The sequence below is a fragment of the Sorangium sp. So ce204 genome, from assembly GCF_051526795.1.
In the GTDB taxonomy this organism is placed as follows: Bacteria; Myxococcota_A; Polyangia; order Polyangiales; family Polyangiaceae; genus Sorangium; species Sorangium cellulosum_B.
Map to the genome: position 1 here is coordinate 1350113 of NZ_CP150317.1, position 16178 is coordinate 1366290.

Genomic DNA, 16178 nt, shown 5'->3' on the forward strand with positions numbered 1-16178 from the left:
CGCCACGCGGAGGACAAGCGGGCGCGGAGGGCGTCATCGTCGCATTTGCCGTTTGCCCTTCACCGTTTGCCGTTTACCGTTTACCGCTTGCGACACGGCGCTCAGAAGGTGAGGACGCCGCCTTCGTCGGCCTTGGCGGTCGAGCCGGCGCGGATCGTGATCTCGTCGCCGCCGCCCGCGGGCTTCCTGATCACCTCGTAGGAGGCGCCGGGGGAGAGCCCTGTGACGACGTGCTTCGTCACCCCAGGGAGCGAGGTGAAATGCACCTCGGACACAGCGCCGAGCTCGACAGGGAACAGGACCAGGGTGCCCTTCACCGCCGCGCCAGCGAACGGCGTCCCGCGCTTCGTGCGCACGAGCGTCACCGGATCCGCCGTCGCGTTGCCGGCCGCGCCCTGGAGCACGTGCAGGAAGCGCGTCTCCTTCGGCATCGGGGCCGGCGGCTCGACCCGCAGGGTCGCGAGCATCGGCTCGTTCTCGGCCGGCTTGGTGTCCCAGGTGCCCGTCGGCTTGTACGGCTCGGCCACCATGACGGCGCTCTCCGGCAGGACCGTGGTCACGAAGAGCTTCTGCCCCTTCGCTGTCGTGGCCGTCGCGAGCTTCCCCGCGACCTGCGCCGCGCTCGGCGTCTGCATGAAGAAGCGCTTGAAGCGCCCCTCCTTGCCCGTGGCGGCGCGGTCGTAGAGCACGAGGTGGTCGGGCTTGAGCCACACGAGCGCGCGGCTGACGTGCGTGACGTCGCGGATGTTCTCGTACTCGGAGTTGTAGAGCGGGGTCGCGTCGCCGAGGACGTAGACGTGGTCCTCGGCGAAGCTCTTCGCGAGCACCCTGGGATCGCCCGTGTGCACGAGCGGCCACTGGGACCCGCGCCGCCAGAGCTCGCCGCGGTTCGGGTCGTCGTGGCGGCGGTTCCTGTCGTTCTCGACCGCGAGGGTGTTGTGCTGCTCGGAGTTCGCCATGAAGGCGCCGTACCCGACGCGCTCCTTCGTGAGCCACTCGCCGCCGCGGTAGAAGCCGAAGCTCAGGCCGTCGCCGTGCTGGTGGTCGATCTGCTCCCAGCCGAGCTGGAACTGGAGCCACGCGGCCTCGGGCCCCCAGCTCGTCCTCGCGAAGACCTGGCCGAGGCCGGGGCCGTAGTGCGTGAGCGGGGTGGAGGGGCGCGGGTCGGTCGGGGTGATCGCCGGATCGAGCAGCAGGAAGTACATGATCGAGTGGCGCTTGTGGACCTGGCCGAGCTGCGAGCGGGCGCGCCGCGCGAGGGCGGCGGCGCCGCCCGGGCCGGCGTGGATGGCCATCCAGCGGAGCGCGTTCAGGCGCTCGGCGTTGCCGCTGTTCTCGGCGTGGAGGCCGAGCGCCGTGAACGGGTCGATGTGATCCGTGTACTCGTAGCGCTCCCCGTCGCCCGTCCACGCGGCCTCGTGGGTCGGCCCGAGCCGGCCCGCCGGCGTGGCGGGGCTCAGGCTGTGGAGGTGGGCCGGGATGAACTCGTGCCAGAACGGGTTGCCGTCGAGGTGCACCTGCGGGCCCCACTTCGCCGGATCGGCCTCGCCGGCCGTCTGGATGGCGAGCAGCGTCTCGCTCACGTAGGCCAGCGTCGCGGGGCCGTACTGGAAGCCCTCCGGCGGCGCGCCGCCGCGCGCGTCGTTCCGCAGGACGCTGTCGGTCATGTAGAGCCACGCCCCGGTGACGTTGGCGAAGTAGTCCCTGAGCCGCGGGTAGGTGCCGCTCGGCTTCGGATCCGGCGGATCGTCGGCCTCGTCGAAGGCGAGCGACAGGAGCGTCAGGTTGCGCATGTGCGACGTGAAGTAGTTGTTCACGGCGTACCTGCGCTTCTTCGGCTCCTTCAGCATCGCCGGGTCGTTCAGCTTGCCCACGGGCTCGGGGTGATCGTGGCTCGTCGTCGACGACTTCAGCTGCTCCTCCGCCCAGCGGAGGAAGACGGGCCGTATCGCCGCCTTGTCCTGGGCCGAGAGGTACCCGTAGATCCAGTCGACCGTGAGGCCGAACGACTCGCCGGCCCAGCGGGCGCGGTCGCCGGTCGAGAACCTGCGGACGAAGGGATCCTGCGGATCGCCCTTGTTCACGCGATCGACGATATAGAGCAGGATCTTGCGCGCGCGGGCGGCGTGGTCGTTGCGGGCCGCCTCGTCGCTCGAGACGAGCGACATGAAGGCGAACAGCTCCGCGTGCGCCTCGCAGTAGATGCGGGCGTGGGTGCAGTCGCCCTCGGAGGGGATGTTGCCCTTGTCCATCGCCGCCGCGGCCTCGGCCGTCACGGCGGCGAGCTCCTTGAACAGGGGGTTCGCCTGCGTGGCGCGCGCCCGGAGCTTCGGCAGGTCGGCCGCGCGCACCCAGAGCCGGGGGTGCCCCTTGGCCGGCGTGGCCGGCGGCGCGGGCGGCCCGTCGAAGCGCGGCGCCGTGACCGCGAGGGCGGCGGTGGCGGACTGGGTGCCCTCGCCGCTGTGGACCGGCGGCGGCCCCGGGGTCTGCCGCCGCTCGCAGCCGGCGAGCAGACCCGCGAGGCCGAGCGCCAGCCCGAGCGACGCGAGCGACGGCCGACCCGTCATGTCGCGCGTTCCTTGAGGTACGTGAACGTCCGCTGGAGGCCCTCTTCCGTGGAGACCAGCTGCTTCCACCCGAGGGCCTTCAGCTTCGTGTTGTCGAACCGGTTCCCCTTCCACGAGGTCGCGCTCTTGTAGGGCGTGAAGATGGCCGGCAGCTGTCCCTTCGAGTAGGCGTGGTAGCGCTCGACGAGCTTCGATATCCCGGTGAGGGCGAAGTAGGGCACCGTGAGCGAGCGGATCGGCTTCACCTCGCGCTTGTAGCGGGCGAGGTAGACGTCGGCCGTGGGCAGGTCGTCGTCGTGGACGTTGTAGACCTGCCCCCGCGCGACGTCGCTCCGGCCGGCGACGGCGATCGCCTCCGCGCAGTTCTCGACGTACGACAGCGGCAGGACGTTGCGGCCGCCGAGGTGCAGGAACACACCGAAGAGGCTCATCCCGACGCGGCTGGAGAAGGCGTTGCCGCCGGGGCCGTAGATGACGCCGGGGCGGAGCACCGTCAGCGGGAAGCCGTAGCGCCCCTGGTACTCCCAGAAGAGCTTCTCCTGCCGGAGCTTCGCCTGCGAGTAGAGATCGCGCTGCGCGGGCCGCGTCTCCAGGGGCGTGTTCTCGTCGACGATGTACCCCCGCGGGAGGTCGGCGACGCCGTAGACGCCGAAGGAGCTGATCAGGACGACGCGCGGCGATCGGCCGGTGTGGACGAGCGCCTCGAGCAGGTTCTTCGAGGCGACGACGGTGCTCAGGAACATGTCCGCGGGCGCGCCGCCCATGGCCGCGGCCACGTGGTAGACGACGTCCACGCCCTCGACCGCGCGCTCGGCGGCCTCCTTCGTGGCGAGGGAGCCCACCGCGATCTCGAGGGGGACGCCCCGCCGCTTCTCGATCTCGTCGAGCCGCGAGCGGTTGCTCGCGGGGCGGACGAGGCAGCGGAGGTCGGTCTCGCCGTGGGCGAGCAGCCGGTCGACGAGGGCCGATCCGAGGAAGCCGTTCGAGCCGGTGACAAGGACTTTCATGTGCGCGCCTTCTCCTGCGGGACCTGCCGGAAGATCTCATCCATCATCCACGCGACCCGGATCATGTCCCGGTACGAGATGGGCAGCTCCGCGCCCCGCGTGATGCTGTCGTAGAAGAGGCCGATCAGGCGGTTCAGCCCCGAGAAGAAGTGGAAATCGCTGCGGGCGAACCGCACCACGTTCTTGCCCCCCTCGCGGAGGTACGAGAGGGCCTGATCGAAGGCCGGGACGACGCGCCCGATGGCGCTCGGGAGCTTCGGCGACGCGTCGAGGGTGACCGTGCGGCTCGCGAAGTCGACGTGGAGCGTGTTCTTCGTGCCGTAGACGCGGAGGAAGTGCCCGGGCGGCCGCGCGTGCGACGAGAAGGTCCCGTAGGCGCTGACGCGCGCGCCCTGCACCGTGACGCGGAGCTCGTCGAGCATGTCGTCGCGCGAGTCGCCGAACCGCTTCTCCCGGAGCGCGTAGGCGGTCGCGGTGACCTTCGGCTGCTCGTCGTCCACGAACTCGACGATCTTGTTCAGGAGGTGATCGACGTTGTTGTGGAACAGCTTGCCCGGGAGGCGATGGACCCAGTGCGAGCCGTCGCCGAGGAGCGCCGCGCCGAAGGGGCCGGCGAGGTTGTAGCCGAAGCAGCTCTCCACGTGGACGGGATCGCCGATCACGCCGTCGCCGACGAGCCTGCGCATCTCGACGGCCGGGGGATCGAACTGGTACTCCCAGCCGACGGTCATCTTCTTCCCGGCGGCGGTGCAGAGCTCGATGAGGCGCCGCACGTCCGCGAGGTTCAGCGCAGTCGGCTTCTCCACGTAGACGTGGGCGCCCGCCTCGATGGCGCGCCGGGCGAGGAACAGGTGCGACTGCGGAGGGGTGGTGATGTGGACGACGTCGGGCTTCTCGACGTCGAGCAACCGGTCGAACGAGTCGTAGTGGCTCGGGATGCCGTAGCGCACCGCGATCTGCTCGGCCATCAGGAGCTCCAGGTCGCATACGGCGACGACCCGAGCCCGCTCCGGCATCTTCTGGATCTCTTCTATGTGGCCGTCGGCGATCTTGCCGCAGCCGACGATCGCGATTTTGAGGGTCATGCGGCGGCGGAGCGTACCGCAACGTGGCTGCCGAGAGCTAGGCTCTCGGCTGGCCCGCGGTCAGCGCGGACGCCGCGGACGCCGCGGACGCCGCGGACGCCGCGGCGCGCGCGTCCACGCGCGTCCACGCGCATCCACGCGCATCCACGCGCATCCACGCGCATCCACGCGCGTGGAGGAGCTTGATGACGGTCGCGGCGGCCTCGGGTAGGCTGCGCGGCGCAGCATAAAGAAGGGTGGTGATTCGTGCGCGTGCTCCATGTTCTTCATACGTCGCTGCCTGTCATTGCGGGGTACACGATCCGCAGCGACTACATCATCAAGCACCAGGCCGAGCACGGGATGCGGCCGGCGGTGGTGTCGTCGGCGCAGCAGGGGTCCGGGGATGCGCTGAAGGACGAGATCGGCGGCATCTCGTACTGGCGGACGCGCGAGCCTACCGGCAAGAAGCTGCCGCTGGTCAGGGAGCTCCAGCTCGTGCGGGCGCTGGAGGCGCGCGTCGAGGACGCGATCCGGGAGTTTCAGCCCGATCTCGTGCACGCGCACTCGCCGATGCTCGTCGGGCTGCCGGCGCTCGCGGCGGCGCGCCGCTTCGGGCTGCCGCTCGTCTACGAGGTGCGCGACCTCTGGGAGAACGCCTCCGTCGACCGGGGCAAATTCAAAGAGGACTCGGCTCCTTACAAGATCTCGGCCGGCCTCGAGACGATCGTCTACAAGTACGCTGACGCGACGGTGACGATCTGCGAGGCGCTGAAGGGCGCTGTCGCGCCGCGGGTGCGCAGCACGGACGCGCTCCACGTCGTGGGCAACGGCGTCGACTCGGACAAGTTCGCGCCGCGGGAGGCCCCGCCCGGCGCCTGGGAGCGCTTCGGGCTCGCCGGGAAGAAGCTCATCGGCTACGTCGGCACCTTCCAGCCGTACGAGGGGCTCCAGACGCTCATCGCGGCGATCGGCGACATCGCGCGGGAGATCCCGGACGCGCACGTCGTGATCACCGGGGCCGGCGGCCAGGAGATGGAGCTCAAGGCGTTCGCCCGCGAGCGAGGGGTGGAGTCCAAGGTGACCTTCACCGGGCGGGTGCCGCACGACGAGGTGTTCAACATCTACGCGATGGCGAGCCTGCTCGTGTATCCCCGCATCCGGACCCGGACGACCGAGCTCACGACGCCGCTGAAGCCGCTCGAGGCGATGTCCATGGCCCGGCCCGTGATGGTGAGCGACGTCGCGGCCATGGGGGAGCTCGTCCGTTATGGCGAGACCGGGTTCGTCTTCAAGGCGGGCGACAGCGCCGATCTCACGAAGCGGTGTGTGGAGGCGCTCAAGGACCCGGCGCGCCTCGAGCAGGTCGGCAAGAACGCGCGGGCGTGGATCCTCGAGGAGCGGCAGTGGCCCACGCTGCTCTCGCGGTACGAGACCATCTACGAGCAGGCGATCGCCGTGCGGCGCGGACAGGGCAAGTCGCGCGTCGGCGAGCCGCGCGCGGCGTGAAGGGCGGCGACCCCAGCCCGAGCTTCCGACGGCCGACGGCCAGCGTCGCTGCCGCGTGAGCGTCGCGATCCCTAGGCGCGTCCTCGCGCGATCCGGGGTATGATCACGCGGCCCCATCCCGCCCCTTCGGGAACTGGCAGGAGGTCTCTCAACGTGTTCGAGATCAAAGTCGACCGGATCATCGCCATGGTGGATTTCGTCCTCGAGGGGCGTGTCCGCCTCGAGGAGATGGAGAACTTCGTCAGCGAGCTGAGGAAGGCGTGCGAGAGCCTCCAGGGCCGGGAGATCAAGATCAAGGCCGATGTCCGCGGGTTCAGGCCGATGTCCCCCGATGTGGCGGAGAAGATCCGCGCCGTCCAGGAGTTCGGCCTGGAGCTCGGGGTGATGCGCGTCGCCGAGATCATCGAGAGCGACATCGTCGCGCTCCAGCTGAACCGCGTGGCGCGCGAGAGCGGCACGGACAAGGTCCTCCGGCGCTTCTGGGACGAGGACGCAGCCCACGAGTGGCTCCTCCACGGCGATCCGGAATGAGCGGCGGGCACCCGCTTCGGATACGGGCCCATCTCGACGTTTTCGGTGCTCAGCGCACCTGAGTGCGCTTCCGCGCCGAAAACGCCGATCTGGGCCCGTCTCCTGTGCGGGTGACCGCCGCTCGGCGGGGCTTTTGCCAGAGAGAAGGGGGCGGGGGGGCGCTAGAAGAGGGGGGGCGGGTCGGAGGGGTGCGGGGGGCGGTACTGCTTCAGGATCTCGGCGACGGCGTCCAGCGGCAGGGCCGGCGCGTGGTGTCCGCTGTGGCCGGTCATCTCGACGCCGCCGAACATCGCGTTGAGGATCGCCTCTTCCACCACGTCGACGGTGGCCTCGTAGAGCGCGTCGACCTCGGTGTCGAGGACGAGCTCGGCCATGTGCCGGCCCGGCGCGAGCGGGTGCACGCTGAGCGAGCGGCTCGACCGGGGGGCGCTCCACTGCTCGGTGGCGACGCGAGGCACCCGGTTCGCGGTGCTCCACGCGAGGACGATCTCGCCCGAGTTGTTGGCCGCATACCCGCCGGTCCGGCCGATCGCGAGCGCGGCGCGCCGCGCGAGGCGCGCGAGCTGGCGGTGGATGAGCGGGGCGTCGGTGGCGACGAGCACGATGATCGAGCCGGCGGGGCCCCGCCGCGGGACGTGGTTGAAGCGGTCGCTGATGAGCCGCCCGACCGGGACCCCATCGACGCGGAGCAGCTCGCGATCACCGAAGTTCGACAGCACGAGCGCCCCCACGAGGGCGTCGACCCCGCCGACGGGGACCGACCGGCTCGAGGTGCCGATCCCGCCCGCGAAGTGGAACGTCTGCATGCCCGTGCCGGCGCCGACGCACCCCTCGGCCACGGGGCCACCCCGGGCGTTGTCGATCGCCTCGTCGACGTCGGCCTGCGCCACGTGGCGCCCCACGGCGTCGTTGAGGAAGCTGTCGTCGCACTCGGCGACGACCGGGATCACGACGTCGTAGTCCTTGCCGATCTTGGGGTGCTTGCGCGAGAGCCACGCGACGGTCGCGTCGAGGACGCGGCCGACGCAGAGCGTGCTGCAGAGCAGGATCGGCGTCTCGCAGAGGCCCCACTCGTTGATCTGCGAGAGGCCGGTCACCTCGCCCGCGCCGTTGAGCACGTAGCTCGCGGTGAACACCCGATCGAGGAAGACGTCGCCGTCGGCCGGGACGACCGCGGTCACGCCCGTGCGCACCGGACCGAGGCCGGGGACGAGCTCGCCTTCGCCCTCGATCTTGGTCACGTGGTGGACCCGCACCCCAGGGACGTCCGTGATCGCGTTCTCCGGACCGGTCGGAAAGCGGCCGATCGCGACGCCGAGATCGCGCAGCCGAGGGCGCCTGAGCGCGGTCGAGGGCGCGCTCATGGGCCGGCGACCTCGCCGCTCGCGACGGAGACCGTGTCGGAGAGGGGCGCGGCCTCCGCCGGGAGCGGCGCGGGCCCGGCGAGCGCCGGGGCGGGCGCGGCGCCCGGGTCGGCGGCCGGCGAGGCGACCGCCGCGCTGGCGGCCGGCGCGGCGGCGCCCGGCGCAGGCACCGCCGCGGCGAACGCGGCCCGCGGCGACGCGGCGCGGGCCTCGCGGTAGCGCTTGAGGCAGCCGGCCAGGATCTCGCCGATCAGCGTCCGGTAATCCATCCCCGCCACCTTCGCGATCACGCAGAGATCGCTGAAGTCGGGCGTCAGGCCGGGCAGCGGGTTGATCTCGATGACGTACACCCTGCCGTCCTTCGCCATGCGCAGATCGACCCTGGCCACGTCGCGGCACCCGAGGGCCGCGAACGTGTCGCGCACGACCTTCTCGATGCGGCGGAGCTCCGACGGCGTGAGCTGCGCGGGGCACTCGAAGCGCACGCGCGGCGTGTCCGTTTGCTTCTCCTCGTAGCCGTAGACGGGGTAGGTGGGCGGGTCGACGAAGACGACCTCCATCGGCGGCAGCACCTTCGGCCGCCGCTCCCCGAGCAGGCCCACGGTGAACTCGCGGCCCGTGATGTACTCCTCGATGAGGGCCGGCTGGTGGTAGCGATCGACCAGCTGCTTCGCCGCGGCGCGCGCGGCGGCCTCGTCCTTGACGACGGACGCGGAGGTGATCCCCTTCGAGGTCCCCTCGGCGTTGGGCTTCACGATCACCGGGTACCGGAACGGCTTCAGCTTCTCGCGTCCGGTCGTGACCACCTGCCATTCGGCCGTCTCGATGCCGGCCGCCCGCAGGATCTGCTTCGTGAGGCCCTTGTCGAGGGCGAGCGAGAGCGTCGTCGCGTCCGAGCCGCTGTACGGGATGCCGAGCAGCTCGCAGAGCGCCGGCACCTGCGCCTCGCGGCCGCGGCCGCGGAGCCCCTCGGCGATGTTGAAGACGACGTCGACCCCGGAAGCCGCGAGCGCGCGCGGCAGGTCCGGGATCGCCTCGAGCGGGACCACGGTGTGGCCGTAGCTCTCGATGGCGCTCGCGATCGCCTGGATCGTGCGCGGCGAGTCGAACTCGGCCTCCAGGTCGTGCATCGCGCCGGGGCCCGCCTTGTCGGCCGCGGCCGTGTCGCTCCGCTTCATGTTGTAGGTGAAGCCGACGCGGAGCGCGGTCCGCTTCGCCCGCCGCGGCTGGTTGCTCTCCAGGAGCGGCAGCAGCCCCCGCCGCTTGCAGGCGCTCCTCACGATGGCGCGGATCACGCCGTCGAAGTCGACGCCGCGCTGCGCCGCCGCGACGAAGACGCTGGCGCCCGGCTGGAGGGTGGGCAGCCCGTCGACCTCGAGGAAGTGGACGTCGTGGCCCTGGCTGCGCGAGGCGGACGGCGTGACCCGGAACTCGCAGCGGGCGTGATCCTTGAGGTCCAGGGCGCGCACGACGCGCGCCGTGATGGCCCGGATGCGCTCGATCGTGGCCGCGGGCAGCTGCGCGGGCCGGCGCGTGACCTGCTCGGGCTTCGCGTGCTTCAGGTCGAAGTCGTACACGTTGTAGCTGCCCGGCACCTGGGGATCGATCACGAACTCGACCGGGGTGAGGACGCCCTCGGGGATGCCGGTGCCGCTCGAGCGCGCGCCGTTCGCCTCCTTGAGGCCGTCGACGAAGGCGCACGCGACGTCGATGCCGGCGATGTAGTGCTCGACGAGCAGGCCCGCCTCGAAGCGCGCGAGCTGCCGCTCGACGACCTCGGCGAGGTGGTGCGCGTCCTCGCAGACGCTCCACTCCCGGAAGATGCCCTTGGAGGAGCCCTCGAAATTCGGCTTCACGATGACGGGGAAGCTCATGTCGTCGAGCGCGCCGCTGTCCAGGGTGGTCCGGTTGACGAGGCGGGCGCGCGGGGTGGCGACGCCGTAGCTCGCGAGGACGCGCTTCGTGAGCGACTTGTCGAGCGCGACGTTCAGCGTGTAGGCGTCGGAGCCGGTGTACGGGATGCCGAGCTCGTCGAAGAGCGACGGATAGAACGCCTCGCGCGTCTTGCCCTTGTGGCCCTCGGCCGTGTTGAAGATGAGGTCCGGCTGGAGCGCCTCGAGCCGGGCGAGGACCCGGGAGGCCGGGCCGCTGACCTCGATCCGCTCGACCTCGTGCCCGGCTCGCTCGAGCGCGCCGGCGATGGCGGCGATCGTCTCCGGGCTGTCGAACTCGGCTTCCTCGGCGGAGCCCGTGATCTTCAGGTTGTGCGTGAGCGCGATGCGCATGGTCTCTCCTGTGCCGGTCGTCCGGGCCGCGGCTCCCCGGTGCTCTGCCGGAGGCGCACGCGCGTGCGAGGTTACGGCCAGCGGGCGTGATTTGCCGGGGAAAAAGCAGGAGAGCGCCGGTGGGGGCTCCGGGGCTCGGCGGGCTCCCGCTCGCGCGGAGGTCGTGCTAGCGACCCCGTGTGGATCGTTTCGCCGCACACGACGCCGACCGCTCTCCGCCGCCCGAGCCTGGCCTCCCTCACGAGGAGCTGAACGAGCCGCAGGCGCGCGCGGCCAGCCACGCGGCGGGGCCGCTCCTCATCTTCGCCGGCGCGGGGAGCGGCAAGACCCGCGTCATCGTGTACCGGATCGCGAACCTCATCGTCACGCACCGTGTCCCGCCCTACCGGATCCTGGCGGTGACGTTCACGAACAAGGCGGCGACCGAGATGAAGCGCCGGCTGGAGGGGCTCATCGGGCCCGACATCGTGAAGGACCTCTGGGTGGGCACGTTCCACGCGGTGTGCGCGCGCCTCTTGCGCCGGCACCACGAGGCGGCCGGGCTCGACAAGAACTTCATCATTTACGACGACGACGATCAGCGGGCGGTCATGAACCGCGTGCTCAAGGAGCTCAACCTCGACGATCGGCGCTATCCGCCCCGCCAGGTGCTCTCGCGCATCCACGCGGAGAAGCAGGAGGGGCGGGGGCCCGCCGAGTTCGAGCGGAAGGGCTACTTCGACGACGCGATCGCGCGGTGCTTCGAGGCGTACGAGCGGCACCTCAAGGCGGCGAGCGCGGTGGACTTCGACGACCTGCTGCTCGCCGTGCTGCGCATCGCGGAGGACCCGACGAGCTACGCCGGCGAGGATCTCCGGGGGCGCTTCCGGCACGTGCTCGTGGACGAGTTCCAGGACGTGAACCAGGTGCAGTACCGGCTCGTCCGGGCGTTCTGCAAGAGCCACGACAACCTCTGCGTGGTCGGCGACGACGACCAGAGCATCTACCGCTGGCGCGGCGCGGACGTCCGGATCGTCCGCGGCTTCCGGCGCGATTTTCCGCACGCGACGGTGGTGAAGCTCGAGCAGAACTACCGCTCGATCGGGCACGTCGTGCGGGGCGCGCTCGGCGTGATCCGCCACGCGTCGGATCGCGAGCCGAAGGAGCTCTGGACGGCGAACCAGGACGGCACGCCGATCGACGTGGTGGCGGCGGACAGCGAGCACGACGAGGCGGCGTGGGTGGTCGAGTGCGTCCGCGAGCTCATCGCGGAGGGCGTCTCGCCGAACGAGATCGCGGTGTTCTACCGGATCCACGCGCAGTCGCGCGTGCTCGAGGAGGTGCTGCGCGAGGCGCGCATCCCGTACCAGATCATCGGGGGCACGCGCTTCTTCGAGCGGGCGGAGGTGAAGAACCTGCTCTCGTACCTCCGCGTGATCGCGAACCCGAAGAGCGACGTGGATCTCAACCGCATCATCAACGTGCCCGCCCGCAAGATCGGCCAGAGCACGGTCGACAAGCTCATCCAGGCGGCGGATCTGCTGGGCGTGTCGCTGTTCGAGGCGATCGATCCGCTCCTGGAAGGGCGGGTGCCGCCGTCGGCGATGCCGGGGGGCCAGCTGCCGCCGCTCGCGTCGGCGGCGAAGCGCAGCCTGCTCGGCTTCCGCGATCTGATCCACGGGCTCATGACCGAGGCGAAGAGCGCGTCGCCGAGCGCGCTGGCGGAGGAGGTGCTCGCGCGGTCGGGCTACGCCAAGGCGCTCGAGCAGGACGACAGCGTCGAGTCGGAGGCGCGGCTCCAGAACTTGCGCGAGCTCGTGCAGTCGCTCGTCGACTACGAGCAGGAGGCGACCGCCGCGGGCGACGAGGCGACGCTCGCGGGCTACCTCGAGCGGGTGAGCCTCGTGTCGGACGTCGACGCGCTCGCGGACGTGCCCAAGGTGGCGATGATGACGATCCACGCCGCGAAGGGGCTGGAGTTCCACGCGGTGTTCCTGACCGGCATGGAGGAGGACCTGTTCCCGTTCCGGAGCCAGGATCCGAACCGCAAGGGCGACATCGAGGAGGAGCGCCGGCTGGCCTACGTCGCGATCACGCGGGCGCGCGAGCGGCTCTGGATCACGCACGCGGCGCGGCGGGCGATCTTCGGCCAGACGCGTTACGGCTTGCCGAGCCGCTTCCTCGCGGATCTGCCGCCGGCCTCGGTGCGCCCGATCGCGACGCCCGCCAGCATGATGGCGCAGCGCCGGGTCGAGGGCGGCTTCGGCGGGGGCGGCGGGTACGCCGCGTCCGGGCTCCGGTTCGGCGGGCAGGAGCGCTCGTGGGAGGGCCGCGAGCGGAGGCCCGGGGCGCAGGCTGACGAGCGGTTCGCAGGGGCGCGGTTCTCGCGGGAGGGCGAGCCGGCGAGGGGGGCCATGGCGCGCGGCATGGACGTCCCCGACCGGGCGCCGGGCGAGCGGTATGTCGAGCGGGAGGCGGTCGACCCGGGCGCCGAGGGCGGCGAGGGGCTCGCGTTGCGGCGCGGGATGCGGGTGTACCACGAGCGGTTCGGGCCGGGCGTGATCGAGAGCGTGGATCCCGGGGCGGATCCGATCGCGACCGTGAAGTTCTCCGGGTGGGGGAAGAAGCGGATCAAGGTGGCGTTCCTGCGCGCCGGGCCGTGAGAGGGGCGGGGCGCTGGCAGCGCGTTGACCAGGGACGGCTCCGGCCGCGCGGGAAGCGCGGCCCAGCGGCCGGGCCCCTCTCACGGCCCGGCGCGACCCGGTGTCAGCGGCTGGACGCGGCCGCGGCCGCGGCGGTGGACGTGGCGAGGCGCCGAAAATGCTCGATGCCGAGGAGGTTGCACAGGGTCTCCAGGTGCTGCCGGCGCGCCCTGTGCTCGTCCAGCAGGCGGGCGACGGGCTCGTGCCCGAGCAGGTCCACGGCGATGCTGTCTCGCGAGAGGAGCGCGTCGCGCGCGTGGTCGTGGAGCGGCCCCGCGAGCATGTCGGCGCGCATGGCGTCCGCCGAGCGGCGCTTCTTGCCCGAGCGGCCGCGCCACGCGCTCGCCGCTCGCCAGAGCTCGCCGGTGACATAGAGCAGATCGCGCGCGAGCAGGCGTGAGAGCCCGGGTCCCTGGAGCGCAAGCAGGGAGTTGTCGTTCACGAGGATGCCGCGCGCGGACGGCAAGAAGCGGCGCACGATGGCGTCGTGGAGGCCGGCGTGCGTGCCAATCGGGGAGGGCAGGCCGAACGCCAGCCGCACGACGGATGGGCTCGCGTACGGGGAGAAGGTCTTCCACCAGGCGAAGCGCGACGTGATCGCGCCCCAGCGGCCATACCGCTCGAAGAGGTAGAATTGATCGAGCACGTCGTGGAGGTCGGGCGAGCGCCGGAACATCGCCTCGACCACCGAGCGGGTGCGCTCGCGGACGGCGGCCAGAGGATCGGGGGAGCGAAAGCTCAGCGCTGCCGGGCGGCGCCACTTCCGGACGAAGAAGGCCGCGACGTCGTCCGCGCTGGCGCGGGCCACCCGCGTGTATTGGCCGGGGCGAGCATAGTAATAGCCACGGAAGATCTCGCCTCCGCCGCCTTCGAAGCCCACGGGGCGGTCGTCCCAGCTCGGATACCTGTCAATCGCGCGCTTGGCGCTGGAATCGCCGTTCATGTGAAACGCGATGAGATCCGCGTGACGGCTGAAATCGTCGTGGATGGGCAGATCCAGCTCGCGGTGCTCGTGGCGTGCGCCCACGAGCGCGGCGATGCGCCTGGCCACGCGCACGTCGAGGCTGTCGGTCGCGCCGGTGGTCTTGGCGACGATGCGCTCCGCCGGCACGACCGACGCGACCAGCGCGAAGGCCGCGCGGCTGTCGATGCCTGCGGTGAGGTCGGCCCGGACCGTGTCGCTGCTCGCCGCGGCGAAGCGCGTGTTCTCGCGCATGGTGTCGACGATCCGGTCGATTCGCTCCCGGACGGCGGCCGCGTCGCGGGCGTCGATGCGGCGCTCGAACAGCCCGAGCGGCGCGGGGAGCCGCTCCAGGCGGCCGCCCCGCAGGCGCAGCCAGTGCGCAGGATCGCACGGCTCGACGCGCGCGAGCAGCGGCCGCCCGCCGATGGACCAGTCGGCGGTGATGATCGAGCACGCCGAGGCGTGGTCGATCACGACAGGGCACGCCCCGGTCGCCACGAGCGCGACGTCGTGCGGGGAGACGTAGAGGACCCCGCCCGCGTGCAGGGTGCGCAGCGCCCGGCGGCCGAGCAGATCCGAGATCACCGAGGCCGTGCGCTCCGCGCGGTCGACGACGATGGCGGAGAAGTTGCCGTCGAGCGCGGCCACCGAGTCCCCGCGGCCCGACATCCAGGCGCGGAGGACGGCGCTCGCGGGCGACGCCCTGGATTCACCTTGCAGCTCGCCGAACAACAGCACGGCGTGCGTGTCGGTGACCACCTGATCGAGCAGGTCGAGCCGCGCCCGCGGCTCCGGCGTCGCCGGCGTAAGGAGCGCCCACCCGCCGCCTACCTCTGGCAGGACCTCCAGCGTCATCCGGGGCGCAGGGCCCATGGAGGACATCCGCTCGCCGACGAGGAGCGCCGCGCGGCGGAGAACCGCAGCGGGATCGCGATCGCTCGCGTCCGGCAGGTTGAAGGCGGCGATGAACGAAATCAAGGTATCCTCACCTGATCTGTGATGCCCGCCCGGAAAAGCGGGTGACGGAGAGCGGCCGCGATGAGCGCTTCGCGCGCGACGAGGGCCAGCGACGGGAGGCGCTCATGCGCGCGCGAATCTAGCCGGAGCTCCGCCATCGTCGCAAGCGACTGCCGAGGCGACGCCGCGCGGCCTCTCGCACGCAGCGCGCTGGCCGGGGAAGGCCTCCCCGCTCCCTCCCCACGCTTGTCCAAAGTTCCCGGGGGCGGCGAGGAGACAAGGCGCGTCGACCTAGATCCACACCTCGCCGAGCAGTGGCAGCACGCCCAATCTCATGTCGCGCGACGCCCGGCCGAGGCGCTCTGCGAGGCGCTCCCCCTGCATCGCGGGGAGCGCGACGGCGGGGCGATCGAGGGGCAGGAAGAAATTGTCCCAGTGCGAGAAGAGCACAGCGCGCGGCGACAGGGCGCGCGCGACGCGCTCGGGGAAATCGCTCGAGGCGGTCCAGCCGGCCACGCAGAGCAGGAGCAGGTCGGGCTCCCTGCAATCGAGGCCCGCCTCGGCGAGCTCCGCGCTGCCCAGGTGGACGATGCGCCGGCCCGCGACCCGGATCTCCACCGCAAAGACGGCGCCGCACCGGTAACGCTCGGCCCGGAGCGGGACCTGCTCGCAATCGGAGATGTCGCCGGGGAAGGGGACCCGGCCGAGCAGCAGGCGGGAGTGGGCGCTCGGGAAGAAGCGCAGCTGGAACGGGCCGATCTCGGCGACCACGGGCTCGCCGCCCGGCGCGCGCTCGACGTCGCGCACGCGCGCCTCGGGGACGCCGGAAGCGCGGCAGAGCGCCGCCGCGGAGCGCGAGCCGAAGACCGTGGCCCCGGTGCGGAGCGCGATCTCCGGGATGTCGAGCGCGTGATCGAAATGGGTGTGGCCCGCGATGACGGCGTCGGCGCGCGGCGCGTGGCGCGCGACGGCGGCCACGTCGGGGACGAGCCGGCCGATCGCGCAACGGAGGAGCGAGGCGCGCGTGAGATACGGATCGATGAGCACCACCGCGCCGGCGTGCTCGATCGCGAACCCCGCCGTGCCCAGCCACCGCACCCGGACCGTGCCCGCCGGCGCGAGCGACCGCGGAGAGAACGTGTCGGCGATCATCGGTGCGGGCTCGTCCGGCCGTCGGACGGGGTGAGTCGGTGCGGCGTGCTCATCGAGATCGGGGCCGAATCGAGATCGAATCGAGATCGAATCGAGA

General features: G+C 71.6%; 10 protein-coding genes. 3 read left to right on the forward strand and 7 right to left on the reverse strand.

Annotation, left to right across the window (positions count from 1 at the left end):
- Positions 1 to 101 precede the first annotated feature (101 nt).
- Genes WMF22_RS04945 through WMF22_RS04955 form a run of 3 tightly spaced genes read right to left on the reverse strand, consistent with a single transcriptional unit; the run spans position 102 to position 4659 of the window.
- Positions 102 to 2567: a hypothetical protein gene (locus WMF22_RS04945; RefSeq protein WP_438035007.1), complete on the reverse strand. Its 2466-nt coding sequence runs from the start codon at positions 2565 to 2567 to the stop codon at positions 102 to 104.
- Positions 2564 to 3574 carry an NAD-dependent epimerase/dehydratase family protein gene (locus WMF22_RS04950; protein ID WP_437297951.1) on the reverse strand — a complete coding sequence of 337 codons (1011 nt, stop codon included), beginning with the start codon at positions 3572 to 3574 and terminating at the stop codon, positions 2564 to 2566. Before WMF22_RS04950 ends, WMF22_RS04945 begins: the two co-directional genes overlap by 4 nt.
- On the reverse strand, positions 3571 to 4659 hold the full coding sequence (locus WMF22_RS04955; RefSeq protein WP_437297952.1) for a Gfo/Idh/MocA family protein: 1089 nt from the start codon (positions 4657 to 4659) through the stop codon (positions 3571 to 3573). The genes WMF22_RS04950 and WMF22_RS04955 overlap by 4 nt, the downstream gene beginning before the upstream one ends.
- Before the next feature lie 246 nt (positions 4660 to 4905).
- On the opposite strand from WMF22_RS04955, the gene WMF22_RS04960 reads away from it, so the two are divergent.
- Both WMF22_RS04960 and WMF22_RS04965 read left to right on the forward strand, forming a co-directional pair.
- Entirely contained in the window at positions 4906 to 6147 is a 1242-nt protein-coding gene (locus WMF22_RS04960; RefSeq protein ID WP_438035008.1) for a glycosyltransferase, read from the forward strand.
- 153 nt (positions 6148 to 6300) lie between these two features.
- The gene (locus WMF22_RS04965) at positions 6301 to 6678 is read left to right on the forward strand and encodes an STAS/SEC14 domain-containing protein (protein WP_272100194.1); all 378 of its coding nucleotides are present in this window, start codon (positions 6301 to 6303) and stop codon (positions 6676 to 6678) included.
- 161 nt (positions 6679 to 6839) lie between these two features.
- On the opposite strand, the gene WMF22_RS04970 is transcribed toward WMF22_RS04965, so the two are convergent.
- Both WMF22_RS04970 and WMF22_RS04975 read right to left on the reverse strand, forming a co-directional pair.
- Positions 6840 to 8042: a P1 family peptidase gene (locus tag WMF22_RS04970; RefSeq protein ID WP_437297953.1), complete on the reverse strand. Its 1203-nt coding sequence runs from the start codon at positions 8040 to 8042 to the stop codon at positions 6840 to 6842.
- On the reverse strand, positions 8039 to 10327 hold the full coding sequence (locus WMF22_RS04975) for a D-alanine--D-alanine ligase family protein (RefSeq protein WP_438035009.1): 2289 nt from the start codon (positions 10325 to 10327) through the stop codon (positions 8039 to 8041). Before WMF22_RS04975 ends, WMF22_RS04970 begins: the two co-directional genes overlap by 4 nt.
- A 179-nt stretch (positions 10328 to 10506) precedes the next feature.
- Between WMF22_RS04975 and WMF22_RS04980 the strand changes: the two genes are divergently transcribed.
- Positions 10507 to 12969, forward strand: a complete 2463-nt coding sequence (locus tag WMF22_RS04980) for an ATP-dependent helicase (protein WP_438035010.1) — start codon at positions 10507 to 10509, stop codon at positions 12967 to 12969.
- A gap of 103 nt (positions 12970 to 13072) precedes the next feature.
- On the opposite strand, the gene WMF22_RS04985 is transcribed toward WMF22_RS04980, so the two are convergent.
- Positions 13073 to 14950 (reverse strand): hypothetical protein, encoded by a 1878-nt coding sequence (locus tag WMF22_RS04985; protein WP_438035011.1) that lies wholly within the window; start codon positions 14948 to 14950, stop codon positions 13073 to 13075.
- Positions 14951 to 15220: 270 nt separating this feature from the next.
- Entirely contained in the window at positions 15221 to 16081 is an 861-nt protein-coding gene (locus WMF22_RS04990) for an MBL fold metallo-hydrolase (RefSeq protein ID WP_438035012.1), read from the reverse strand.
- Between the last annotated feature and the right edge of the window lie 97 nt (positions 16082 to 16178).